The following is a 542-nucleotide window of genomic DNA, read 5'->3' as shown; positions in this document are numbered from 1 at the left end:
GCCGAAGGCAAGAGCGATCAGCCGCTGCTGGTCAGCGGCCACTTTCTGGCCCTGACGCAACACCCGAAAGCCAAATGGAATGACCTGTGGCTGCTCACCGAAGTCCTCCACGAAGGCAAGCAGCCGCAAGTGCTGGAAGAGTCGGTGACCAGCGACACCACCGCGCTGAAAGACGATTTCCATCAGGGCTACCGCAACCGCTTTCAAGCCACGCCGTGGGACGTGCCGAACCGCCCGCCCCTGCGCCACCCGAAACCGCGCATCCTCGGCAGCCAGAGCGCCGTGGTCACCGGCCCCAAAGGCGAAGAAATCCACTGCGACGAATACGGTCGGGTCAAAGTGCAATTCCACTGGGATCGCGAAGGCCAGGCCGACGACAAAACCAGCTGCTGGCTGCGTGTCTCCAGCGCCTGGGCCGGCGCCCAGTACGGCGGCATCGCCATCCCGCGCATCGGCATGGAAGTGCTGGTCACCTTCCTTGAAGGCGACCCCGACCAGCCGCTGATCAGCGGCTGCCTGTACCACAAGGAAAACACCGTCCC

At 64.2% G+C, this 542-nt stretch carries 1 protein-coding gene; it reads left to right on the top strand.

The annotated features are described in order from the left end of the window. Positions 1-542: type VI secretion system tip protein TssI/VgrG (tssI, locus tag F2P67_RS27525; protein ID WP_166226400.1), on the top strand; the 542-nt coding region annotated here is incomplete at both ends.

Source organism: Pseudomonas atagonensis (assembly GCF_011369485.1).
Taxonomy (GTDB): Bacteria; Pseudomonadota; Gammaproteobacteria; order Pseudomonadales; family Pseudomonadaceae; genus Aquipseudomonas; species Aquipseudomonas atagonensis.
Note: the sequence above shows the minus strand (reverse complement) of the source record. Positions and strands in the feature narration are given on the sequence as shown.